Source organism: Colwellia sp. MB3u-8, from assembly GCF_014076985.1.
Taxonomy (GTDB): domain Bacteria; phylum Pseudomonadota; class Gammaproteobacteria; order Enterobacterales; family Alteromonadaceae; genus Cognaticolwellia.
Genome location: NZ_JACGVA010000059.1, coordinates 404,431 through 429,542, shown reverse-complemented (window position 1 = coordinate 429,542; position 25,112 = coordinate 404,431). Strand labels below are relative to the sequence as shown.

The following is a 25,112-nucleotide window of genomic DNA, read 5'->3' as shown; positions in this document are numbered from 1 at the left end:
CCTTGAACAAATATTTTATGTTCATATAAGGCGATTAAACTGCCTAACGATTTAGGCGATATTCGCTTCATTAACAAGGTATTAGTCGGCCTGTTTCCTTTATGTACTTTATGAGGTGCTACTTTGTCAATATAGGCTTGTGGTCGCCCAGATCTTTTAAGATCCTCTCTAACTTGTTGCTCATTCACGCCAGACATTAATGCTTGAGTTTGAGCAAAAAAGTTGGCCATTAATGTTTCATGGTGTCCTTGAACGGGCGTCACACTTTCTACAGAACCAATAAAATCAGCAGGTACAATATTATTACTTTGATGTAAATATTGATAAAAAGCATGTTGACCATTTATACCTAGCTCACCCCATATAGAAGGAACCGTGGGGTAATCAATTTCATGACCATCCCAAGTGACCGACTTACCATTACTTTCCATTTCGGCCTGTTGCATATAAGCCGATAGCATGTGTAATGATTGATCGTAAGGTAGTATAGCTTGAGATTGTGCGCCTAAAAACGTGCAATTCCAGACGCTTAATAAGGCCAAAATAACTGGCGCATTTTCTGCTAAAGGTGCTTCACGAAAGTGGGTGTCTACCTCATACGCACCTTCTAAGAGTTCGATGAATTTTTCAAAACCGATATCCAATGCGATAGGTAAACCAATGGCTGACCATAATGAAAATCGCCCTCCAACCCAATCCCATATATCAAAAATATTATTCTCATCAATGCCAAAGGCCATGGCATTAGTTTTATTCGAACTAACAGCAACAAAATGTTTTGATACGGCTTTGTAATCAAAAGAGGAAGACGTTAACCAATTTAGCGCAGTGGTTGCATTTGTCATTGTTTCTGTGGTGGTAAAAGTTTTGCTTGAAATGATAAATAATACCCGCTCAGGTTTTAATGGACGTAAAACCTCGGCAATCTGCGTACCATCTACATTTGAAACATAATGAACATTCACACTATCATCGCTGTATTGTTTCAATGCTTCAGTAACCATTTGCGGTCCAAGATTCGAACCACCCACCCCAATATTTACAATATCTGTGATGCGTTTTCCTGAGTAACCTAGCCATTTTCCTTGCCGTACTTTATCGGTAAAAGCTTTCATTTTACTCAATGACACTTCAACATCGTCGGTAATGTTTTTTCCATCTAACATTATCGCTTGTTGACTTCTATTGCGTAAAGCCGTGTGTAAAACCGCACGATCTTCTGTGCGATTAATACGCTCTCCCGCGAACATTTTATCGCGCCAAGACTCAACTTCGCAATCTTTTGCCAAAGCAATTAATTTAGCTAAGGTTTCATCGGTAATAAGATTTTTTGAATAATCAAGTAGCATTGCTGGCAATTGAACCGAAAATTTCTCAAAGCGATCTTTGTCTGCATTAAACAAGTCGTTCATATGCTGAGTTTTCATTTCCTTGGCATGTTCAACCAAAGATTTCCAGCTTTCGAGTAAAACTCGATTGGCAGGCAAGTTATTTGTATTCATAAGAAAAACCTATCTATTAAAGCGAAAATGTTCGTAACGTTTCTAAACAAGCACCTAACGAGTGATAATCACACTTGGCACCCGCACTGCTTTTTTCGTTCGAGTATTTTTGATTACTGCGATTGAGTAACCTAAACCATGCACCGTGTTGATGATCAATCATGTGCTGCCAACTGTATTGCCAAAGATTATTGTAATGCGTTAAATAAGCTTCATCTTTGGTGGTTTGATACAACATAGCGGCGGCAGCAAAACTTTCTGCTTGCACCCAAAAATACTTATCATCGTCACACCATTTACCTTGGGGATCAAAACCATAAATAAGGCCACCGTGTGTTTTATCCCAAGCAAGTTCCATCGCTCGATCAAATAAGCTTTTAGCCGCTTTAACTAACCAATCAGCGGGACGATGGCGATGAAGCATTAATAACAGTTTGGTCCATTCTGTTTGATGTCCAGGCTGAAATCCCCAAGGCCGATATAAATTTTTAGGGTCATTTTTATTATATTCCCAGTCAGGTAAGAAGTTTGTTTGATAATGCTCCCAAATCAAACCATCTGTATGGCTGGCTTGACGTTGAACAATATTTTCAGCAATCAAAAATGCTCTGTCTAAAAACATCATCTCGTTGGTGGCTTCATAAGCCGCTATCATCGCTTCGCACAAATGCATATTGGCATTTTGGCCACGATAATCACTTAAAACACCCTCGACATTAATTTCATCCGCGTACAAACCAAACTCTGGCTGCCAAAAACGTTTTTCAAGTAGGTCATAGGTGGCAATAAGTGGCGTATTAGCACTAATAATGTCGGCTTTTTTGGCGGCCGCATAAGCCAATAACACAAAGGCATAACCATAAGCCTGTTGCGTCATATCTACCGCTTGGTGATTTTCGAGGGTCCAGGCATAGGTTTGGGTGTTTTCTTGCCAATGAACCTGCTCTAAATAATTAAGACCATGTTTGGCTATTTCACGATACTCGGGTTTATTTAAAGCGATACTCGCCATGGCATAATTGACGATGATGCGTGTGCTACTCACTAATTGGCGAAAGCCGGCATTAAATGTTTTACCATCATCATAAAAATTTTGAAAATAACCGCCCGTTTTGTCTACAACACGTGGATCATAAAAATCTAGAATAGATTGACTATGGTTTGTTAAAAATTCAGCATTATAAAAATTCATTGGTAACCTCTCTAAAGTTGTTCCGTTTGCACATTTTGCCAATGTGAACTGACATCGGCAAACGTAGGTAATGCAGGAAATGCTCCTTGTTGAGCAACCGCGTGAGCACCACAATGTGCTGAAAATGATATCAATGGCACAAATAATTTTGCTTGAGACAGAAATTTCTTAGGTTGACTCACTTGGCTTAAGCCAAATAAAAATGCACCAATAAAGGCATCTCCGCCAGCAGTGGTATCAATAGCGTTGACGGTTGGAGGAACAACCTGACTTGATTCATTCGCGCAATAATAATGAATAATGTCTGCACCGTCAGTGACTAAAATTAATGAAACACCATTGTGAATCAAATTATTGATATATGTTTGTTCATCACCTTCAGCAAGATAAAGCAGTTCATCTTTAGAATACTTTAATACGTCAACTTGCTTGGCCAGTTTATTTACTTCTATTCTTTCAACAACGCCTTCAGGCCATAAATTAGCTCTTAAATTTACATCAAAGCTAATAGTAGCTCCTTTTAACTTTGCCAATGACAAAGCATATTGGGTTGTGTCAGCAATATTTTTTTGCGTTAATGTATTACTGCAAAAATGAAATATCGACGCTGGAGTGAACCAGTCTTGCCCTACCTGAGTTTTATCAAATAACAAGTCAGCCGTTTGATCACGATAAAAAGAAAAGCTTCGCTCGCCAACACTATCTAACATAACAAAAGCCAAGGCCGTTTTAGCCTGTGGATGACGACTCATTAATCTAGTATCTACTTGATAAACCTCAAGTGCATTTTGTAAAAAATCCCCGAAGGAGTCTTTACCTACTTGACCCGCAAATAATGCTTTACCACCAAGTTTGGCAATGGCTACCGCAACATTTGCAGGCGCTCCGCCCGGATATTGGCGAAACTCATTTAATAATAACGGTTGTTCATCAAGTTCATTGATCATTAAAAAGTCAATCAATGCCTCACCAAAACAAATTACTGGATTCATTTTATTCTCCTAAACTTTATAACAACCAATGTAAAGCTATTGCCGCAGTCCAAGAAAAGTTGTCGCCACCACACCCTTCGCCAGTTTCTGCATTAAAGTATTCAAAGTATTTAGACTTTTTAAATAATATGTCTGTCTTTTCTTTAACTTGTTCAGCAGTTTCAGAATAACCATTCAACTCAAGACCCAAAGCAATCATCCAGTTAATATGTAACCAAACGGGCCCACGCCAGTATCGTTGTGGCTCGTATTTGCTTTCTCTTGGGTCTGTTGATGCCATAGCATAAGCGCTAGCAGACATCCACTCAACAGCTTCTTTAGCCAATTTTTCTGCTTGCTCATCGTTAGCTAACTCACCAAATAACGTTAAAAATCCGGCATTTGTTTTCACTTTACAAAGCGAGTTTGTTATTAAGTCTTTAGAATAGAAGAAAGAAGTTTCTTCACACCATAAGTCGTTTATTGCATTTTTTGTTAGACCCACACTTGCTTTTAAGCTTTCAATGTCTGGTCCTGTCACGTTGAGTTGTTTGCACAGTGCAAGTAAATCTAAAGTCGCACGTTGTAAAATTGAAATAAGACTTACGTCATTCGCCTTGTAAGGGCAATCACGATAAATGTCATTACTATCAAAATGTTTATTTTTAAAAAATTCGACAAGGTACAAATATCTATCATATTGCTCTTTATGAGGTCTTTCAGATGCATCGATATGATTCAAGTCTTGTCTTTGATATTCCCAAGTTACCTGAGGAACAGCATCAAGTGCACCATCCCAAGCAGGGCTATTGTCCATGCCTGATTCCCAAGGATGATAACTTACAACTAAGCCTGTTGTTTCTGGATCTCTGTCTCGATACCACCAGAGGTGATATTGAATTAAACTGGGTAAAATTTTTGCTAGTTTTTCATCTCTAAGTTCAGCGTCTTTTGCTTCTTCAAAAAGCATTTTGACTATTGTGGTCAATACTGGAGGTTGAGAGATAGAAGTACTTTTAACTAGCTTGTCTGATCCCCAAACATCAGGACCTGGAAAATAGGTATCAGATTCTTTATGGAAAAGAATATGTGGGATCATGCCATCTTCCCATTGCCCACTAATCAAAAATTCTAATTCTTGCCATGCTCTAGGTTCATCAAATTTCATCCAACCAAGAGCGGTAATAGCGGCATCCCAATTCCATTGGAATGGATATAAACCATGTGTTGGTACGGTATAACCATCTACATCGTTTTTATATAAAATATCTTTTGCTTGCTCTATTAATTTGTCATTGTTTTTCATAATATCCCCAAATTTTTAACATTACATGAACCCGATGTGGGTATTAAAACACTATTCAAAGTCACTTATCAAGATATTAATACTTATTTTGGGTTGTAATGGCAAAAACTATATGCTTAACTGTAGTGAGTAATTAGTGAACAAAATTAAACCAAGTGAAAAATATTGAGTTCAGTTTTGATAGATAAATTGCTGAAAATAATATGACTAAAAAAATAAACATAAACATGTAAAATGAGAAATGGGGAAATAAAATGAAACTAACTAAATTATCAAAAATCATTATGATGGCGCTTGCAACATCAGCAAGTACAGCATGGGCAGCAGAAGAAATAAAAAAAGAAAAAGATGATACAGAAATAATTATTGTCACTGGCTCTAGTGTAAAACGTACAGAAGCAAACACACCCGCTAAAACAACCTTGTTTAACAATGAAGATATATCTCGTCGAGGTTTTACTAGCCAAGCTGATATTCTAATGAGTGTGCCGGGTATCAAAGTAGAAGGTGGTGGTGGTGAAGTTGCAACCAATGCTTTTGTTAGAGGTTTACCCTCTGGCGGGCAATTTCAATTTACGCCATTAAATTATGATGGTATGCCTTCATTTCAATCGGGTATGTCATCTTCAGCACAAGATGTTTACTTTAGACCTGATATTGGTATCGAAAGAGTAGAATTTGTTGGTGGTGGTGTTTCTAACTTATTTGGCCCTGGTTCAGTGGCTGGTATCATTAACTATATTTCAAAAACGGGCTCTGATGTTCCTGAAAGCACTGTTCAAGTTGAACTTGCAGAAGATGGCCGCATGAGAACTGATTTTTTCACTGGCGGCGCCTTATCGAGTGACGAAAACTTATACTATGCTATGTCTGGTTATTATCGTCACGATGAAGGTCCATTAGATACAGGATTAGCGACTGAAGGTTATCAATTACGCGGTAATATTCTTAAAGAATTCAATAATGGATTTTTGAAGGTTTCAGGTCAGTTAATTAATGATTCAGTACAATTTTTCTTACCTTTACCTTTAGATGGAGGAAGCCGAGAGCGTTTAACCGGTAACGACGGTGAGACGGTATACGTTGCTCAAACAGTGGCGGCTGCTGAACTATCTTACCCAACATCAACAGGTAAGTATGAGTCAACAATTAGAGATGGCGTTTCAACAGAAGGTGGTTCACTTGCTGTCCACTTCGAGAAAGAGCTTACTAGTACTTGGACTTTAACCGGTAAGGCAAAAGCGGCAGATTACATACATACGTTTAACTTATTCCTTGATGGTGACGGCGTAGCCAACTCACCTGAGCCGCAAGATGGTTATGCTGCTAACCCTAGTCATGGTTTCGGTGGTGAATCTTTAACTGATTTATACGGAACAGCTAACTACACATGGTCTGAAACAGGTAATGCTTTACCTGACGATTATCTTTTATTTGGTAACCGTTTATTAGACCGCCAACGTGATGGTAGCTTCTATAGTACTGAATTTAACCTTACCGGTGCATTACAAGGCAGCACATTTGATCATACCGTTAATATAGGGACTTTCTTTATTCACGCAGAGCAGATGGACTACAATATTATATCAAGTTATTTAGCCGATTTTTCTAACGGTAAAAATGCTCGCTTGGTTGATCTGTCTTTCACTGATGACCAAGGCAATGAAGTTCAGTACTCTAAAAATGGTGTTGTAGGTCCTGGTACCAGTTATACCAATAAGCGTTTAACGTCTGATCGCGTAGCGATTTACGTCACAGATCAAATGGAAAATGACACCTGGGCAATAGATTTGGGTGTTAGGGTCGAGCAGGCAACAGGCACGCAAAAATCTGAAGGAAGTGAGTTTGTAACCGTTTCTAACGATCCTGGTTTAGCGCCTAACCTACAAGTTAATAAAGCAGGTAATGGCCAATTTACTTACGGTGAAGTGTCAACTACTGAAGCGGCATTCTCAGCGGCTGTGCTTTATAAAATGGATGACAAAAACCTTAATCTTTACGCTAATGCGTCACAAGGTTATTTCTTCCCACAACTAAGAAGTATTAAATTCGATACCAATGGCGAACCACAAAGCTACGAAGGTGAAGATATCACGCTAGCGTCTATTGGTTTTAAATATTTCCCTGATGACTTATACATTGATGCTTCATTGTTTATGGCCAACTTGGATAATAGACGCAACGTTGATTTTGTAAATGATGGTTCTGGTGGCCTTAAGGAAACTGTTACTACGCTTTCAACAGCAACCCAAGGGGCTGAAGTCATTGCGCGTTGGAATATTTCTGATGAATTTACGGTAGATGGTAATGTTACTTATCAAAATGCTGAATTCTCAGAAGGTGCTAATGATGGTCTAGAACCTGCCAGACAACCAGAGTTCTCTGGTAACCTTGGTTTAGCATACGACAATGGTTTTCTTGATGCACGTTTAGCCGTAAGTTACTTTGGCGATAATTTTGCCAATAACAGTAATACGGTAAAATTAGACAGCCACAGCATTGCAACCTTTGATGTTGGTTATACTTGGGAATTTGCTAATGATGAGCAAATTAGATTAGGCCTAGGGGTGTTTAACGCTTTTAACAGTGAGGGAATTACTGAAGGTTCACCGCGCCAAGGAAATAGTCAGGTTTCTGGTGGAGATTTCTTCGTTGGTCGTCCTATTTTACCACGTAGATTTAGCATTACTGCACGATACGATTTTTAATCGGTAATCGCTAACCTAAGAGCATGTCATGTTAATTGGCATGCTCTATCTCAATGTAATTTTCAAGCATAGCAATGTTAATTGCTATGCTTTATCTCAATGTAATATTCACTTTAGGATACACTTTTCATGAATTACTTTGATTACGGTATTATTTGTATTTACCTTTTTTTACTCATATTTATGGGGTATAAATTACGTGGTCAATCCACCAAATCTGACTACTTTTTAGGTGGGCGTACGGTAGGTTGGAAACCGTTAACTTTATCTGTTATGGCTACGCAGCTCTCTGCAATCAGTTTTGTTTCAGCCCCCGCATTTGTTGGTCTAAGAGAAGGTGGCGGCATGCAATGGCTGTCTTACGAACTCGCTGTACCACTTGCGATGATTTTAGTACTAAAAACAGTACTGCCGGTATTATATCGTTCAGGTGTTGTTAGTATTTATGATTATTTAGAACAACGATTTGGTCGTTCTTCTCGTTTATTAATTAGTTTTGTATTTCAATTTAGTCGAGCATTTTCTACCGGTATTATGATTTATGCAGTATCCCTGATACTTATTGCCACTATGGGGATTACACTTTGGCAATCTATTGTTATTGTCGGGGTTATAACGCTTCTTTATTCATTGCAAGGTGGCATGAAGGCGGTGGTCTATGGTGATGCCATCCAAATGGTTATTATCATATTAGGTACTATCGCTTGTGTTTATTTTGGCTTAAGTAACTTGGGCGGTATCGATGAGTTAGTTGCTAATGTTGACCATTCTCGTTTACAAGCTATCAATTTCTCTTCGTTTGGCACTGAAGGTGATGGTTTCGGCTTTTTACCTATGGTTTTTGGTGGCATTGTTTTGTACGCATCTTACTATGGTTGTGATCAAACACAGGCGCAGCGTGCTTTATCAGCTAAAAATACAACAGACTTAAAAAAGATGATGATGGCGAATGGTCTTTTACGTTTCCCTATTACCTTACTTTACTGCTTTTCTGGATTAGTTATTGGCACGCTAGCCATAACGGACGCTAACTTTCTTCAACTGATCCCTGAGGGTAAAAGTGACATGATGATGCCTGTTTTTATTATCAATTATTTACCTCACGGTATGATTGGTTTATTAATTGTTGCTATTTTGTCTGCCGCAATGTCGTCTTTAAGCTCAACAATCAACTCACTTTCAGCGGTATCAGTTGAAGATTATTGCCGTATTACCAACAAAGAACCCGATGATAAAAGTTACATGATCTATGCAAAATATACTGGGGTATTTTGGGGTATAGTTACGCTAACTCTTTCATTATATGCTGGCGATATTGCAGCAACGGTAATCGAAGCGATTAATAAAGTAGGCTCGGTATTTTATGGTCCTATTTTAGCGATATTTATTTTAGCTGTTTTTGATAAACGACTAAGCGCTATTCAAATTAATGTCGGTTTATTAGCGGGTGTTGCCTTTAATATTTTCCTATGGCTTTGTGTGCCGCAACTTTTTTGGTTTTGGTGGAATCTAGTGGGTTTAATTGTAACCAGTTTAACGGCCTATTTGGTGCTGTTATTTACCAATAATGACCGGATAAAATACAACCCTTCGTTAACATTGCTTTCCAATAAAGATGACATTTTAACGACAAAAGATATTGTTATTCTCGTGTCCTATTTTGTGGCTATGATTGCGGTATGTCTTTCTATTCCAATGCTTTTTATCTAAATCAATTTACTTTCACTTTTAATACATCAGCAAGGCAAATTTATGAATTCGTCAAAAATCTTTTTACAAGATTTGTTTATTATCGCAGTCAACGAGAGTTTACCCTCTGTTTGTATGCCTAAATACTTGTCAAATATTGACGCCAGTAAAGGCTTATGTGTTATTGGTGCAGGTAAAGCATCGGTTGATATGGCAAAAACCATGTATGAATATTTTGGTGATAAGTGTTATGGCACGGTTGTCACTCGCCACGGTTATACCACAGAAAAAAATATTGGTACTATTAAGATATTAACAGCGGGTCACCCAATTCCAGACAAGGATAGTCAAGCTGCGGGTAAAGAAATATTAGCACTTGCCCAAGATACACCTGAAGATATTCCTGTGATTTTTCTCATCTCAGGCGGTGGCTCTGCATTAATGTCACTACCGATAGATGAAGTAACCTTTGATGAGAAAATGCAACTCAATAAATTTCTATTGGGTTGTGGTGCTTCTATTGATGAAATTAATGGGGTACGCCAACAGCTTTCTAAAGTTAAAGGTGGAAAGCTTTTACAAGCAATCAAAGGGAAAAGTCACACCTTAATCATTTCAGATGTTGTGGGTGACGATCCTAAAATTATTGCCTCAGGTCCAACTGTAGAAAACTCAACTACGGGTGCACAAGCGCTATCGACCTTAGTTAAATATGGCTGGCAGCCTATATCTTCGGTTGAAAAAGCACTATTGCAAACTAATACCAATAAAGTAAAGAATATCGATACTCAGGCTAATAGACATAAATTAAGTATTATGGCTAATGCACGTCAGTCTATCGATAAAGTTATTGCTTCTATTGATTTATCAAAGTGGCAAATTCACGTGATCAATTATGACGAAGTAGGCGATGCGAATGAAGTTGCTAAGCAACACGCAGCGCTTGCGTTAGCGGCGTATGAAAGTGGACAAAAAACACTGTTATTTTCAGGAGGAGAACTCACAGTTACCTTAGCTAAAAATGCGGGTCAAGGTGGGCCAAATCAGCAATATATGCTCGCACTAGCAATTGCCCTTAACGGCGCAAAAGGTATTTGTGCGCTTGCCTGCGATACCGATGGTATTGATGGCAGTGAAGATATTGCTGGAGCGTATATTGATGAAACAACCTTAGCTCGTGCTCAGGAAAAAGCACTACAACCAGAGCAATTTTTAGCGTCAAATGATAGCTACAACTTTTTTAAACCGCTTAATGATTTAATTATTACAGGCCCTACACATACTAATGTAAATGATTTTAGAGCCATTATGATTGATCCCTTTGAAGGTTAATTTATACTACTAACTCAAGCAGATACGAGGCAATATAATACAAAATGGCTTGTAAAAAAAAGGTTATAAATAATAAAGTTTAAAACTGATATTTCTACAACGCTTGCTGTATTATATTAGGCTAAATTAAAACAAGGCGGCTTTATGCTCTCATCAAAGAACAGTATTCATCTAAGAAGTGGTTTTGAGCTTAGTAAAGGTGGCAAGTTATTTCAAGATGCCGAAAGAGAAGTTTTAAAGTTAGTGTTTTGGTCAAAAAACGTCAATCAAAGAACCATAGTGGAGACTACAAAAATTCCACAACAAACTGTCTCACGTATGGTAAAGAACCTCTTGGATAGGGGGATTTTATGTCAAACTGACAGAATATCGTCTACATCCAGAGGAAATCCAAGTTTTGATCTGGAAGCTAACCCGTCATTTGCCTACAGCTTCGGCTTGTCGATCTTGCTTGATGCAATCGGTATAGCATTAATGGATTTTGCAGGAAATGTTATTGAGACTCACTTGGAAGAGCTTAAAGACATGAGTATTGAAAATGTCTTATCGCATTCTGAGGTCATTATTGCCAAGATAATGAAAAATAATCATATCCATGAATCAAAAGTACTGGGTATCGGAGTAGGTATTTCTGGTTTCTTTAGCTCGATGGACGGCAAAATGAACACCCATCATCTGATTGAAGAATGGGCACAAGTCGATATTGCTGAAATTATCTCATCACGTTTCAACTTACCCACTTGGGTTGTCAATGATGCAACTGGTGCGGCGGCAGGTGAAGGTATTGCCGGCGTTGGCAGAAACTATAAAAACTTTGTTTATTTTTTCATTTCGTATGCTTTTGGTGGTGGCTTAGTATCAAACAATGAAATTTTACTTGGCACGTACGGTAATGCTGGGGAGTTGGGTGATATGTTGCCTTCTAAAATATACTCCCACCCTAATATGGCATTATTAAAGCGAATTTTGATCAAAAATAATATTGAGGTAAATTCAATCTACGATATGCATAAACATTTTGATGTGAATTGGCCAGGTGTAGACGAGTGGATTTATAAAGTACAAGATTCTCTGGATTTGGTGGCCACAGCTTGTTCTGCATTGCTTGATACTCAAGCCATTGTACTAGGCGGACATATACCTGTTGCCTTGGCAGATAAATTGATTCCAAGAATTGAAGTATATGCGCAATTTCGTCGGGGATCTCAACGACCAAGACCAAAAATTGTCACCGCTGGAGTACAGGAAAATCCAGTAGCCGTCGGCGCCTCAAGTCTGCCATTAAGAAAATTATGTTTATAAAAAACTGACTGAATAGCTTGATGAAATGATGACGGACTTACTGCCCCCCATTATCATTATCTTTCTTGGAATCTGCAACCATTGTTAAATTTGGTTGTAAGCGCTCAAGTAACCACATTGCGACACTCACCCTTTTGGGTAAAGTTAGATACTTTCAAGTGTTGGAAACCCCTGTTAATTATTTTATAAAGTGAACTTATACGTCATTATCCTATGGTTCTGGTTGCCTGAATTTCCAAGCATTGCACCCTTATCCAGCATAGTATAACAGCACTATCAACTGTCTGGTTTGGTGGCATTTTTCGCATTTAGGCTTAACAGGTTATTGGCAAAAAGTTATTATCAAATAACTCATATCTTCATCTATGGTGAACGTCCGCTATCAGGAGACGGCTAATACAGTATTGTTGTTAAGCCATGTCCGCTGTAGATCAAAACATACAAAATTTTTTGTCAAAACTCTAAAAATGCTAAGGTCAGCAAAGTGGCATTAGTTAGCGTTAAGAGGCGAAACACCAACGGCAGCTATGAGCTTAAAGCGGTCATTAAAATTAACGAGTGGCTAACTTCCGCAATGCGCACCAACAAGACCTAAATAACAAAAGAAAAGAACCACAACATGTAGTGGTTGGTCGGGCTAAGTGGATAGCCCTTAGTTATCACCAGAATAAAAATTACAGTTTTGCTACAGACTTTCGTTTATTTATATTAATGATATAGCCAGTGTATATTATTAACATCTGTACTTTTTTAGCTAGCCATTGACTATTTTGACAGATTTTACGACTCAGTAGAGGGTGTTAATTTCGCAATTTCACTACCAAGCTCAGGCTTAACCGTTACTAAAGCTAAGGTTAACTCGGCTATATGCTCAGGTAAAATATGACTCATCGCTTGAAACATATTTAACACATTGATATTAGGTAGTATTGCCAATGCTTCCGCCACTTCTATACCGCGCTGTGCATTGATTTTTGCCACGGCTAAAGACAATGCCACCGCAAGCGCTGGATCGGTTTCTGCCACCATGAGTGTTGTTTCTACTTCAGCACAAGGCCGGTATTGCGATTCGTGATACTCGGTACGAGGATCAAGTTCAACAGCAGAAGATATTACCGACCCTTGCATGACAAACTGCTCTTGTTCTTCTATCGGTAATGCCTGACGCACCGTCATTCGAAAGACCACAAAACATGCTAACAATAACTGAATAAAAGCTAAGAAATAAAATAATGCATCGCCACCAAATTTATCCATCACAAGTGACGCAGAATAAGGTCCTAAAACCCCACCTAATGCAAAAGCTAAAATCATTGACGACATGGCGGCAACTATTTCACTTTGGCGTAACTTATCCAGTGCTTCGGTAATACTTAATGGATAAGTGCAAGCAATAATGCCACAGGTAATGGCCGTCGCTAAAAATACCGCCCATGTGATCCCTAACGGCGCTAGTATAGTCACCGCAATCCCCGCACTGGCAGAGATGAGCAACAGCACCAATAAGACGGTACGCCGATCGAAACGATCGGATAAAAAACCAACGGGGAACTGTAAAATAAAGGCGCCAAATATAGCCGCCCCCATATAAAGTGAGAGCTGAAAACCGGTAATATCAAAGGCTTTTGCAAACACAGGTAATAAACTAAAAACAGCAGAATAAAGTATGCCGGATATAAAACAACTGACCACACCAAGTGGCGAGCGTTTATATAACAAACGCAGAGACATAGAACTAAATTCTTCAACCACTGGCCCGAAATGGCGACTCAGTACAACAGGAATAATCGCTATACACATTAATATGCCGGCAATAACAAAAAGCATATTATCTTGAGGGTTGGCCACATTGATAAAAAATTGCCCGCCAAAAAGCCCCGCCAGTACAACAGCATTGTAAATAGCTAGTATTTGACCCCGGGTTTCTTTACTCGAACTATCACTAAGCCAACTCTCCATTGCCGTGAACGCGCAAGCGATACAAAACCCCATCACTATTCGCATGGCGCCCCAAAGCACAGCTTCTGAGTAGAGGCTACAAATTAATATACTCACCGCGCCTAATGACACGCAGCCAGCAAACATTCGAATATGCCCTGCTCTTTTGATTAAACTTGTGCTGTACAGCGCGCCTATTAACAAACCGACATAATATAAGGATAAAACAATACCGATTGATTCAGTGCTCAATCCGTCTAAATTCATTCTTACCGGCAATAAAACATTAATTAAACCAATGCCTAACAATAAGATAAAACAACTTAAAAATAGAGAAAAAAGTGATATAAAGGTTTGGCGCACAAATACATTCCTTGGTATTACTTTTAAAAATAAAAGTAATTATTGCCGATTTTACGTGAAAAAAACTGACAATATGTCAGCTTTTTCATTGATTTGAGCTTATCAAAAAATAGCATGTTTATTGCGGCATCGCAGTATAAGCAACAACGTCAGCCAGTCTTTATTTTCGTGCTAAGCCAAGCGTAATTATAACAGTGCTATTAAGATATCGTGTAGCTAAATAGCAAATTATTGTCAACGGCGGCAGCAAAACCGCTGATCTTTATCTTAAAAAATCAGCCAGTGTAACTAACAACAAGCTATAGAGTTTTTGCAACGTTTTGCAGTAACTCAGTGGCTAGTTAAATGTAGCTTTAAATCCAGAGTTAAAATGCTGAGTGCTTGAAAATCATCTAAACGACAGCTGTCATTTGCTAGCGGGCCAATCAACCAATGGTGATCAACCTTTTATATACTCACAGATAATAAAAATGAACATTATAATGCCAGAGCATAACGCTAGTGTTGAGTACAAAGTAGAGCAAACTAATGAATAAAACTTGCTGTTATAGCTGTTTTTTCTGTCTGTTAAATGACTGAAAAGCAAAGTCTATTCCATTAAACCCATAAGTAACTTAGAATAAACCTTAATTTGAAGTAAGCAGGAAGAGTCACTTTAATGTTTGCAAGTTTTCTTCGTCCAAACAAGCTGTCCCAAAAAATGATGCGGGTTATTTTTTCCATCTATTTGGCCGTAACCTGTCTGATTACCAGCATGGAGTTTTTAACTGAATATGTTAAAACACAGGATTCTATAGTAAGTGAATTAAAACAGCTGAAAGAAACAGTGCTCCACTCAATCTCTACTAGTTTATGGCAATACGACCAGAATCAGCTAGAGGCACTCGTTGTGGGACTGCTCAAAATGCCGATTATTGAAGGTGTTGATATTTTAGACAAGTATGACCAGCCGATGATTTCTCAAAGGTCCTACACCACGGACTTAACACCCTTATCAATTTTCGACATCAAATCAGACTTAAATTGGCAACTTAATGAGCAAAAAATATTCCTTGGATCACTTATCCTTCATTCGTCGTCAGAAGTTGTTTTAGATCGAGTTCTGTTCGGATTCTCCTTAATTATAATCACAGAAATCATCAAGTTATCTGTTTTATTTTGGTTGTTTATTTGGGCCTTTAATCGTTATTTGGCCAGCCCTTTGAAAGAGTTGATGTCGCAAGTGAATGAGGTTCAATTGAGCGAAACCATCACTAAACGGATTAATCTTTCTCACATTGAAAATAACGAGCTCATTGAGCTTCAAGCACATATGAATAACATGCTCTCTGCTATGGCAAGGGATAGGGAGATATTGCTAGAAGACGAACAAGCTAAGCGAAATAGTTTAGAGCGGGCTGTTGCTAAACGTACCCAAGCATTACAAACCTTGAATAAAAAACTCAAAGTGCTGGCGACAAGAGATTCTTTAACCGACACGTTAAATCGAGGAAGTTTTTTTGAAACTGCACAGCATTTACTGCTTCTTTGCCAGCGCCAAAAATCACCCACATCTTTTATTTTAATGGATCTAGATCACTTTAAAAGCATCAACGATACCTATGGACATGTTATTGGTGACAAAGTGCTTATCCATTTTACCCAGACCATTCAAACTTTTTTGAGAAAGTCTGACTTGATTGGCAGAGTTGGCGGAGAAGAATTTGCAATATACCTCGCTGATATTGATATTGATGACGCCTTTAAACTTGCTGATAAAATAAGAGAGACCATTGCCAATTCAAGCTTAGAAATTGATGGTAAGCGCATAATTTACACTGTCAGTCTTGGTGTTGTCTCGTCTGAGCCAACAGAGCATTTAATTGTTGATCTATTTAAACGCGCTGATGTGAAGCTTTATGGCGCTAAAGGGAAAGGACGTAATTATGTTGAAAGGTAATTTCTCAAACGATAATCTCTCAAATGCTAATGCTTTAAAAAATAGCGTGTCGAAATATAAAGCGTTAAAGGGTAAAAAAGTGTCTTGCCTATTATTGATAATGCTCTTTTTTGCCGGAATGAGTATAACCAATTTAAGTCATGCTAAAACATTAAAGGTTTGCTACGACCAGTGGGCTCCAATGACGATATTCCCATCAGAAACGTCTAATGAGCGTGGTGTTGTTATCGATATGTTAGCGCAAATATACAGCTCAAAAAATTATAAATTAGAATATTATGAAGTGCCATTAGCCAGAGGTTTAGATATGGTGGCAGAGGGTCTTTGTGATATGTTGCCAGAATACTTATTTTCAAAGCAGGCAGAAAAAAAATTCGTCTATGCCAACGAAGCAACATTTTCATACCTAACCGCCTTTGTCGTCAGGCGAGATGATCCGTGGCGCTATAATGGTATTGAGTCAATTAAAGGCAAACGCATCGCAACAGGGCCAGGTTGGGATTACAGCTCAATGAGTGTCTCATATCAAAATTATATCGATGAGCCAAAGAACTCCAACTTAATTGAAGTAGTTGCGGGTAATAATGATGTAGTTAAACGCATATTTCTCATGATTAGCGAAAACAGAGTCGACTTATATGCCGATAACGAACTTGTTCTTCAGCATATGTTAAATACCCTAAACTTACATGATAAGCTTAAAATCGTGCGCCCCGGCTTAGAAAAAAAATTACTTGAAATACCCATTTTCTCAAAAAAAATTCCGACTAAAAGAAGACAGGAACTGATAAAGATTTGGAATGAGGGCCGTTTGTCAATAAAAGGCAATAAAGAAGCCATGTTGTTCAAAAAATATAAGGTAACATTATAAGTGCTCGAGACACCATTAGCTAAGATATTACAGACAATAAAGTAGCGTATATAATATTTTTTTACTAAAAAACTGGCCACTACTACTTATCGTATGCCTTTAACCAAACCCTCGCCTATTTTTCCTTTAGGTTCACATAAAAATGGTATATCCAGATAATTAGATGTTCAAGCGCTAATTCAAATCAGCATATAACTGAGCTATCTTTGAATAATAGCCCTATTTTGTATGGCTGTTATTCAGGATATAAAAATTAAAACTTTAAAATATACATCTAAAATATAAATCTAACACAAGCTCAGCAATTACCCTTTTGCGAGTAAATAATCTAACCAACGTGCTGGCAATAAGCGCTTCAACAAGGCAAAAATTTTCGTTGGCATTGTGATTCTATAACGTAATTTAGGTCGTTTACTTTCTAAGGCATGAATCAAAGCCTGAGTAACATCTAATGGCTCTAAGGTGAAAGGCGCATTTGATTTTTCACTGCTTAAGCGCGCAATTTGCTGTTGATATTGCACTTTGTGATCGCTGGCCTCGATATCGATATGGGCTTGAATAGCCGCCAACGCATTGGCTCTAAACTGTGTATTAATAGGTCCTGGCTCTAGTAAAATCACCGCAATATTAGCACTTTTCAATTCTAACCTTAAGGTGTCTGTTAAGCCTTCAATAGCATACTTTGAGGCATTGTAAGCCCCCCGATAAGCCATAGAAACGAAACCCAATACTGAACTACATTGAATAATGCGACCATGGCCTTGGCGCTTCATCACTGGAATTATTTGCTTGGTAAGTTCATGCCAGCCAAAAACATTGGTTTCAAACTGTGCTCTTAATGCTGCTGTCGGCAGGTCTTCCAATGCGCCTGGCTGACCATAGGCGCCGTTATTAAATAAATAGTCCAAGCGTCCACCCGTTATTTCAAGCACTTGGGCAAGGGTTTGGCTAATACTTTCAGGCTGGGTGAGATCTAACTGATAAGCAGTTAGGCCTTTTGCTTGCAGTTCGGTAACGTCTTGCGCTTTTCGCGCGGTAGCAAATACCTGATAACCGCGCGCTGAAAGTGTTAGCGCTGCGTGTAAGCCAATGCCGCTTGAACAACCCGTAATTAAAATAGACTTAGTTGACATAAAAGAACCTAATATATGAAGTGAGATAGCAGCAGCTTACTTGATTACGCTAGCCTTTAAAATTACTGATGACAACGAATGACAATCGTACCCGCAATTTTGTCATGCCACCCCTGTTTTTTGTCATCCCAAGCAATCCAGAAAAAGCCTAAACCTAATGGAATCAAGGAAACATAGTAAGCCAGATATCGGATGACAGACTGTTTAACTGTCGGTTTATTGCCCGTTTTTTCATCAACAATTTTTGCTTGTAGTAAAATTTTACCTGGCGTAGCTGACTTATAAATCCAGAATAAAATAGTCGCCATAATTGGAAAGACATAAGTAATAATAACATCCGAAAAACCTTGAACCGACTCAGCTGAATCGAAATACTGCCCACCATAAATTAAAAACAAAAAAGGGTAAGTGAACATGATGAGTATGATTGAGTCAATAACACTTGCGCCAAGCCTTAGCCAAAAACCGACATACTGAACCCTTTGGTCAGTGTCTGCTATTTCGCTGTCGGTCATTTCACTCTCGCTCATTTTATACTTGATCATTTTATTCCCTATAGTATTTAAAGTCTCATGCCTGTGTAGTTAACATCATTTGCATTGTAAGTGGCGTTAGCTCGTCAAGTTGTCGCTAAATGCCCTTCTACCTATGATATTTATACGTTGCAGCTGGCTTGCTGACTCAACGGCATAGCCAACTAAAACGTTAAAGCGCATACACATTTCATAAACCTAGTCTCAAAGCTTCTTCTGACACTATCTAACTATCTAACTGTCTAGCTATGCAGCTAAATACTTGGTATTTTTTTATTCACTGACTAGGTATTATGGCCTGCCAATATACGTGTAAAAAAGGCGAAAGTGACACTTTCGCCTTTAAGCTAAAAACCATGATTTAAAAGTGATTTATTCGATAAATTCTGCAGCAATATCTTCAAATGCGATAGTAGACCAATAATTTAACGCTTGGCCTATACCTTCATACATTACAGTTAACTCTTTTTGACCCAAAGGTTGTTGATAAAATTGCGTGTATTGTGCGATTTCTTGCTCGGTTAATGACTGATAAATAAAATAAGAAACCATGATCATTTGCTGCTCTAACCCCGGCCTCATCATAGCTTCCATTTGTGTTAGTTGTGTTTGAATTTGTACTTCATTAATACCTTGGCCTGGGTTTGCGACCATCAAACCTTCAATGGTACCTTTAGCCACTGCCGTAACAATGTTTAACGAGTGCTCGACTAAATTGGTCGTTTCAACAAAGTTTCTCACGACTTTAATGCGTTCTGTTGTTGGCGGCGTTGTTTGCAATATCGCCATATAATTCATCAAATCTTGGTTAAAACTTGGTATCGAAGCTTTTGCTTCAGCCATTTTTATTCTTCGTGCTAAGTCGCCATTAAGCCAAGTCAGTAACTTTTGCATTTCGTCTGCAGAAAAATTGTCTTTTATATGCTCAAAAACCACTTGTTTAACATCGTCTAATCGCCAAGCATTTAATAACAAATTCATGACCTTTTGCGCTTGTTCAGGATCTTTAGCTGTCATTTGCATTTGTTGATTCATCGCACTCATTTGCGCAGGAATACTATTAAGCGCAACGTTAATGCCAGACAGCGCCATATATTGGGTAACGTCAGCGTCACTGCTGACTTTAGCCGAACTAAATGGGCTAAATATTGTGCTCAGTAAAAATAAAACAGTATAAAATGAAGTGAATTTTTTCATCATCAATCCTTTAGCTAAATAGTGTAAATTAATAGTATGACTTAATAGTATTACTTAATAGTATGACTTAATAAATAGTCGCTGGTTTTTAGCGCTATAAGTCATAATACAAGGTAATGTAAATTTACAAAAATTATTTATTTTTATGACGATGATGTTCGCACAATTTATAGTGTAACTTGGCTTTATTGCTGGAAATTAATCCTATAAATGCCAAGCTACAAGCGATAAATATAATGCCATGATCCAAGCAAATAAGCAGGCTTATTTTAATTTGCATCACTAGATCATAACTTGCATTAACTAAAATCAGCGGTTGGACAATAACCAGAAATATCTGCTCAAAATGCGCTAGTAAATTACACTAGCAATGAGATAGCCATTAAATAGCCCGAGCTCAAAGGATAATTAATAACATGGGGAATCAAATCACAGCTAAGCCTTGCCACTTATTTTTAAACCTTGCTTTTGCAGCCATAGTTCTTAGTGGCTGTGTTATTAATGACGCTAGCGCTATGGTTTTAACGCCGCCAGCAGCTATAAAGCCAAACACTCATAACAGGGTAACATTACCTAAGATAAAATTTGCCAACAATATTCCAGAGCATAAAAAACCGCTACTTACCGATTGGGTTATTCATGCCAACCAGGCTTTGAGGCTAGTTTATGGTGCATTACCGGTTGAAAATTTTCTGACGGTTATTGAAGCCAGCAGCCAAGGTACTAGTGCCGTGCCTTGGGGAGAAGTAAATCGCTCGTCACCACCCACAGTTACTCTAGTGGTTAACCTCAATACTAGTCTCGACGCTTTAAAAGCTGATTGGACCATTTATCACGAATTTAGTCATTTACTGATCCCTTATGACGCCGCTGACGCTAGATGGTTTTCTGAAGGATTAGCCAGTTATTATCAAAATATTACCCAAGCCAGAATTGGTATGTTTGACGAACAAACTCTGTGGCAAAAACTTTATGAGGGCTTTGAACGCGGTAATAAACAACAAAACTATGCGCACCAAAGGTTAGCTTATGTCAGTGATCATATCAGTCAAAACCATAACTATATGCGCATTTACTGGAGTGGTGCGCTTTATTGGCTGAAAGCTGATATTGCCTTAAGAGCGTTATCAAAAGACGCAGCTAAACCTTATTCATTAGATTTAGCCTTAAAAGCACTCCAAGCTTGCTGCTTTAACCAACACCTAAGCGCGACAGAAATAACACAAAAACTAGATGAATTAAGCCAAAGTAAAATTTTTAGCGAATTATTAATCGAATTTTCAGCCAGTTACGCTATTCCCAATTATTTAACACTATTAAATTCATTAGGCGTCGAAGTCAGTCATGGTGATATCAAATTAAATAACCGCGCTAAATTAAGTTTGCAACGAAAAGCTATTTTTACTGACGTGGCGTTATTGCCTAAATAAGCGATTAAAATCATAAAATTACAATTGCTCAACCGTGAAGAATTAACTAATCTATCGTCTGATGTTACAAATTGCCTGATATAAACTCATGTTAGCCAATATATAAAGGAAGCAGTTACATGCTAAAAATTCATTTTTCATTGCTAAAAACCAGCTTAATCTCATTATTATTAATAGCATTGTCTGGTTGTTTTAACTCAGATCCCGCCGTGAAATCGGTTAATGCTTATCTTGATAAACAAAAAACAGATAAAACTCAAAGTGATTGGAAAACCACACTAGAAAAACCTGAAACGGTAACCTTTGACCCGAAAGCACAATATTTTTGGGAGTTAGACACTACTGAAGGAAAATTGGTGGTTAAGTTATTCCCAGAAACCACGCCAATGCATGCAACAAGTACAATTTACTTAACAAAACTTGGCTTTTACGATGATTTGGTTTTTCATCGTGTGATCAATAACTTTATGGCGCAAGGTGGCGACCCATTAGGTAATGGTAGCGGCAACCCAGGTTATAAATACGCGGGGGAATTTAGCGGCACATTAAGTCACGATAAGCCGGGGTTACTGAGCATGGCAAACTCTGGACCAAACACTGACGGCAGTCAGTTTTTTATTACCTTTGCCGCCACACCTTGGTTAGATGGTAAACATACCATTTTTGGTGAGGTGGTTGAGGGGTTAGAGACAACACTGCCGGCCATTGAAAGCTTAGGTAGTCGCTCTGGTCGAACAGAAAAAACAGTGAAAATTATTAAAGCAACAATTCGGGTCGAGTAAATTATTCATACAAACTAGGCGTAACTGATAGCGAAAATTTATAGCGAAAACTTGCAAAAATCTTACTGGTCATTTATCGCTATAATTTGCCACTATTACTTAACGCTATAACTTAACGCTATAACTTAACGCTACAGTTTACAATAGGCTGCAGTCACTATCAGCCTATTGTTAGCAAGATTAATCATATGACTAATCTTGCTGGTATAACTAGTTTTCTTTAGTTAAAGTCGCTTTGGCTGCTTCAACTTTCGAAAAATCTAACCCTAGCTCATTTACCGCTTCTTCAATCAGTCCAGGATTTTGCATTAGCATCATCATCAAGGCTTGTAACTTTTCTTGTGGAATACCCAATTGTTGTACTGTCGCCATGGCCATTATGGGATTTTCTGTTAACGCTTGAAATACCGCTTTAATTTGCTCGTCGCTCACATCATGTTCTTTTAAAATTGCAATAATTGGGTTCATTAAGTTTCCTATTTTCTGACTTGTTTATGATTACTTATTTAGGGTTGTTTTTCACTAAGTTCAACTGCGAGCAGTGGCGTTATTATATCATCGCTACATTTAATGTAAAAAGTCATTATTGGCCACTGAAATTAGTGCTAACTTTTGATTAAACGCTTTACTTAACTCTGATTCAACTCTGATTCAACTGCGCTTATTTTTTGGGACGTAATTTAAAATAGACACGGGGACTACTTTTTTAACTGGGAATTCATCAAACTCTCTGCGTTCAATAACGTGTCCTAAATCACTTTCAATGGCGCAAAGATTTCTAAAGTTATCTTTAGCAACAAAAGATACCGCTTCGCCATTTTTACCCGCACGACCTGTACGGCCAATACGGTGAGTATAATCGTCTACTTTATCAGGTAAGTCGTAATTAACCACCCGAGCCAGTTCGCCAATATCAATACCACGCGCTGCAATTGCGGTGGCGACTAAAAACTCTATTTTACCCGCTTTAAAGTCATTGAGAATTTGTTCTCGTATGGCTTGAGTTCGACCACTATGAATAGACTCAGCTTTAATACCACGCTTTTCTAATTGGCTAACCAGTTTTGCTGCGCCGTGCTTAGTTTCAATAAAAATGAGTGCCTGCTGCCATTGCTGCTGTTTAATTAAATAGCTTAATAATGCTGACTTATTAGTTTTATCTACCGTGACCAGCCATTGGGATATTTTAGGTTTTGAGGCACTATTTTTAGCGATTGAAATTTCACTAGCATGATAAAGTGTTCTTTTTGCTAGTGCTCTAACATCGTCAGAAATAGTGGCTGAGAATAATAAATTTTGACGTTGTTCTGGCAAACGCTCAATAATTTTATTAATGTCATCAATAAAACCCATATCCAACATTCTATCGGCTTCATCAAGCACAAAAGCTTCAAGTTGATCAAAATACACCGCCCGCTGATGAGCCATATCAAGTAATCGGCCTGGGGTAGCTACCAAAATATCAAGGCCCCAAATCAAACGTTGTTTCTGTGGCTCTATTTCTGTACCACCATACATCGCCATAGAGCTTATATTTAAATATTTACCATATTGAGCAATATTGGCTTCAACCTGTACAGCTAACTCACGCGTTGGCGTTACTATTAACACCCGAATACGTTTGCCACGAAGATTACGCGCTTCATCTTTATCAGCAGCACTGAGTTTTTCTAGTAAAGGTAAAACAAAACTAGCGGTTTTACCGGTCCCTGTTTGCGCTGCGGCAATAACATCTTTACCCGATAAAATAACCGGTATGGCCTGCTTTTGAATATCAGTAGGTTGACGATAATTTAAATCAGCTATCGCATTGACTATCGGGTTTGACAACCCAAGTTGGGAAAATGGCATTAAAAATCTCTTTAGCTTTATAGCTAGCATGAAGGCTAACAACAAGCCCACTCAAAATTGGCCGCGATTATAACATTCACTTTCATTTAATGTCATTTTTTACGCGCTAAGCTATATGGCCATTTTACTTAAAAATACAGTTTCAGCACTAAATTTTCACAAGCAAATGGGGATGAATATTGTTTGTAGGAAAATTATGGCTATAATTACTTATTTATTGCCAGATACTATGGCTTGTAACTGTGGTTTGTAATAGGCTTTATTAAAACAGTGATATGGATTGTTAACCTAGGTTATTGATGTAATGGAAATTACCGAACAACACACGAGCAGCGATGCAGTTGCTTACGGCAATGTTTACGTGATGACACATTCATTTTTTAGTGATGTCGTCAGAATTGGCTGTACTCCTACAAATCCCATTGAGTACGCCATAACATTATCGGCAAAAACGCTCGGCGACTATACTGTGGTATTTTCACTACAATGTAAAAACCCATGTAAAGTCAAAAAACAAATTCGACAATATTTAAATGCAAAGGCCTACGTTAACGACTTTTATCAAGTACCTGCTGACGTTGCAGCCGGTATTTTAAAGCGTGTAGCCTTAAGAATCCCAGTATCTAGTGCTGATTAAATCTTCCCCCAAAAAATAATTAACCCTAACTTCATACTCGCTAAGAGCGTTTAAAAACCCTTACCCGCTAAGCTAACGGTATTAATATTAACTTAGCTTAATTGAGCATTGAATCCAGATAATTAATGCTCTAGAGAATAACCGCTATAAATATAGACCTGCATTTTTTATTGCTCAACTTTCATTGCTTGGCACCGGTTGGCATTGCTGATCACCATAATAATTATTCGTGTAGTTACATTCAATTTGCTGCTGCTTATTTAGCTCAACGTTGCGCTGATGAGGTGAATTCAATAAGGCTTGAATATTTTCAATTATATTTTTCATCATTTATTTCCTGTGAATTAGTGAGTTACCCGCTCTACTTCAAGATGCAGATATAAGCTTGCAGTAAAGCGTTATGTGTCCATTATTACTGGCTTATATAATTCAGTAA

20 protein-coding genes are annotated in these 25,112 nt (G+C 38.1%); 9 read left to right on the top strand and 11 right to left on the bottom strand.

The genetic code is table 11. The features are described from left to right. The 4 genes from pgi to H4J54_RS08480 form a co-directional block, all read right to left on the bottom strand. The coding region (gene pgi, locus H4J54_RS08495; RefSeq protein WP_182190437.1) for a glucose-6-phosphate isomerase at positions 1–1,502 on the bottom strand (1,502 nt) is incomplete at its 3' end. 16 nt (positions 1,503–1,518) lie between these two features. Further along, positions 1,519–2,694, bottom strand: a complete 1,176-nt coding sequence (locus H4J54_RS08490; protein WP_182184150.1) for an AGE family epimerase/isomerase — start codon at positions 2,692–2,694, stop codon at positions 1,519–1,521. Between the two features lie 11 nt (positions 2,695–2,705). Continuing rightward, positions 2,706–3,686: a carbohydrate kinase gene (locus H4J54_RS08485; protein ID WP_182184152.1), complete on the bottom strand. Its 981-nt coding sequence runs from the start codon at positions 3,684–3,686 to the stop codon at positions 2,706–2,708. A 16-nt stretch (positions 3,687–3,702) separates the two neighbouring features. Then, entirely contained in the window at positions 3,703–4,971 is a 1,269-nt protein-coding gene (locus H4J54_RS08480; RefSeq protein WP_182184155.1) for an MGH1-like glycoside hydrolase domain-containing protein, read from the bottom strand. Positions 4,972–5,225: 254 nt separating this feature from the next. Here H4J54_RS08480 and H4J54_RS08475 point away from each other — a divergent pair, with 254 nt between their 5' ends. The 4 genes from H4J54_RS08475 (at position 5,226) to H4J54_RS08460 (ending at position 12,002) form a co-directional block, all read left to right on the top strand. Further along, positions 5,226–7,679 (top strand): TonB-dependent receptor plug domain-containing protein, encoded by a 2,454-nt coding sequence (locus H4J54_RS08475; protein WP_182184157.1) that lies wholly within the window; start codon positions 5,226–5,228, stop codon positions 7,677–7,679. Positions 7,680–7,808: 129 nt separating this feature from the next. Beyond that, entirely contained in the window at positions 7,809–9,389 is a 1,581-nt protein-coding gene (locus H4J54_RS08470; protein WP_182184159.1) for a sodium:solute symporter, read from the top strand. A gap of 42 nt (positions 9,390–9,431) precedes the next feature. Next, a complete protein-coding gene (locus tag H4J54_RS08465; RefSeq protein ID WP_182190436.1) occupies positions 9,432–10,700 on the top strand; it encodes a glycerate kinase in 1,269 nt (422 codons plus the stop codon). Between the two features lie 144 nt (positions 10,701–10,844). Next, positions 10,845–12,002 (top strand): ROK family transcriptional regulator, encoded by a 1,158-nt coding sequence (locus tag H4J54_RS08460; RefSeq protein ID WP_182184164.1) that lies wholly within the window; start codon positions 10,845–10,847, stop codon positions 12,000–12,002. Positions 12,003–12,782: 780 nt separating this feature from the next. Here the strand turns inward: H4J54_RS08460 and H4J54_RS08455 are convergent. Beyond that, entirely contained in the window at positions 12,783–14,303 is a 1,521-nt protein-coding gene (locus H4J54_RS08455) for an MFS transporter (RefSeq protein ID WP_182190435.1), read from the bottom strand. A 658-nt stretch (positions 14,304–14,961) separates the two neighbouring features. Here H4J54_RS08455 and H4J54_RS08450 point away from each other — a divergent pair. Together H4J54_RS08450 and H4J54_RS08445 are read left to right on the top strand one after the other, a co-directional pair. Next, positions 14,962–16,242: a GGDEF domain-containing protein gene (locus H4J54_RS08450; protein WP_182190434.1), complete on the top strand. Its 1,281-nt coding sequence runs from the start codon at positions 14,962–14,964 to the stop codon at positions 16,240–16,242. Beyond that, positions 16,229–17,113: an ABC transporter substrate-binding protein gene (locus tag H4J54_RS08445; protein ID WP_182190433.1), complete on the top strand. Its 885-nt coding sequence runs from the start codon at positions 16,229–16,231 to the stop codon at positions 17,111–17,113. Before H4J54_RS08450 ends, H4J54_RS08445 begins: the two co-directional genes overlap by 14 nt. Before the next feature lie 305 nt (positions 17,114–17,418). Here the strand turns inward: H4J54_RS08445 and H4J54_RS08440 are convergent, their stop codons facing one another. The 3 genes from H4J54_RS08440 to H4J54_RS08430 form a co-directional block, all read right to left on the bottom strand. Further along, a complete protein-coding gene (locus H4J54_RS08440) occupies positions 17,419–18,246 on the bottom strand; it encodes an SDR family oxidoreductase (RefSeq protein WP_182190432.1) in 828 nt (275 codons plus the stop codon). A gap of 62 nt (positions 18,247–18,308) precedes the next feature. Further along, on the bottom strand, positions 18,309–18,791 hold the full coding sequence (locus tag H4J54_RS08435) for an RDD family protein (RefSeq protein ID WP_259366937.1): 483 nt from the start codon (positions 18,789–18,791) through the stop codon (positions 18,309–18,311). 360 nt (positions 18,792–19,151) lie between these two features. Continuing rightward, positions 19,152–19,976 carry a hypothetical protein gene (locus H4J54_RS08430; protein ID WP_182190431.1) on the bottom strand — a complete coding sequence of 275 codons (825 nt, stop codon included), beginning with the start codon at positions 19,974–19,976 and terminating at the stop codon, positions 19,152–19,154. Between the two features lie 416 nt (positions 19,977–20,392). Between H4J54_RS08430 and H4J54_RS08425 the strand changes: the two genes are divergently transcribed. Both H4J54_RS08425 and H4J54_RS08420 read left to right on the top strand, forming a co-directional pair. Next, positions 20,393–21,406 (top strand): hypothetical protein, encoded by a 1,014-nt coding sequence (locus tag H4J54_RS08425; protein ID WP_182190430.1) that lies wholly within the window; start codon positions 20,393–20,395, stop codon positions 21,404–21,406. 119 nt (positions 21,407–21,525) lie between these two features. Beyond that, positions 21,526–22,188 (top strand): peptidylprolyl isomerase, encoded by a 663-nt coding sequence (locus H4J54_RS08420; protein ID WP_182190429.1) that lies wholly within the window; start codon positions 21,526–21,528, stop codon positions 22,186–22,188. 210 nt (positions 22,189–22,398) lie between these two features. On the opposite strand, the gene H4J54_RS08415 is transcribed toward H4J54_RS08420, so the two are convergent. Both H4J54_RS08415 and H4J54_RS08410 read right to left on the bottom strand, forming a co-directional pair. Next, on the bottom strand, positions 22,399–22,656 hold the full coding sequence (locus H4J54_RS08415; RefSeq protein ID WP_182136263.1) for a DUF2999 family protein: 258 nt from the start codon (positions 22,654–22,656) through the stop codon (positions 22,399–22,401). Positions 22,657–22,839: 183 nt separating this feature from the next. Next, on the bottom strand, positions 22,840–24,039 hold the full coding sequence (locus H4J54_RS08410) for a DEAD/DEAH box helicase (RefSeq protein WP_182190428.1): 1,200 nt from the start codon (positions 24,037–24,039) through the stop codon (positions 22,840–22,842). A gap of 304 nt (positions 24,040–24,343) precedes the next feature. On the opposite strand from H4J54_RS08410, the gene H4J54_RS08405 reads away from it, so the two are divergent. Beyond that, a complete protein-coding gene (locus tag H4J54_RS08405) occupies positions 24,344–24,676 on the top strand; it encodes a GIY-YIG nuclease family protein (RefSeq protein WP_182190427.1) in 333 nt (110 codons plus the stop codon). Between the two features lie 174 nt (positions 24,677–24,850). Here the strand turns inward: H4J54_RS08405 and H4J54_RS08400 are convergent, their stop codons facing one another. Continuing rightward, the gene (locus tag H4J54_RS08400) at positions 24,851–25,006 is read right to left on the bottom strand and encodes a hypothetical protein (RefSeq protein ID WP_182190426.1); all 156 of its coding nucleotides are present in this window, start codon (positions 25,004–25,006) and stop codon (positions 24,851–24,853) included. Positions 25,007–25,112 lie beyond the last annotated feature (106 nt).